This is a genomic window from Treponema endosymbiont of Eucomonympha sp., from assembly GCF_001028545.1.
The window spans coordinates 1-457 of the sequence record NZ_BBPW01000620.1 but is presented as its reverse complement, the minus strand read 5'-3'; the positions used below and the strand labels follow the sequence as shown (position 1 = coordinate 457).

Genomic DNA, 457 nt, shown 5'->3' with positions numbered 1-457 from the left:
GTGCCGGCAACGCCAGGTACCACAGCCTGACCGCCGAGTTTGCCTTCGGTACCAACTTCGCGCGCCACTCGGGTGACTTCGGACACAAAGCCATTGAGCTGATCCACCATCGTGTTGATGGTATTCTTCACTTCCAGAATTTCGCCCCGCACGTCGGCGGTGATCTTTTTGGACAGATCGCCGCGCGCCACGGCGGTGGTGACTTCTGCGATGTTGCGGACTTGACCGGTGAGATTCGACGCCATGAAGTTGACGCTGTCGGTGAGGTCCTTCCAGGTTCCGGCGACGCCTGGCACCACAGCCGGACCGCCGAGCTTGCCTTCTGTGCCGACTTCACGCGCCACCCGCGTGACTTCCGCCGCGAAGCGCTTAAGCTGATCCACCATCGACTTCATTGTGTTCTTTAGTGCGAGAATTTCGCCCTTCACTTCCGCGGGAATCTCCGAGGACAGGTCAC

Annotated in this window: 1 protein-coding gene; it reads right to left on the bottom strand. The window is 60.0% G+C overall.

Features of this window, described 5'->3' with window-relative positions; translation table 11 throughout:
* Positions 1–428, bottom strand: a 428-nt coding sequence (locus AWU74_RS14350; RefSeq protein WP_238580275.1) for a HAMP domain-containing protein, incomplete at its 3' end; no start/stop codon positions are given.
* Positions 429–457 lie beyond the last annotated feature (29 nt).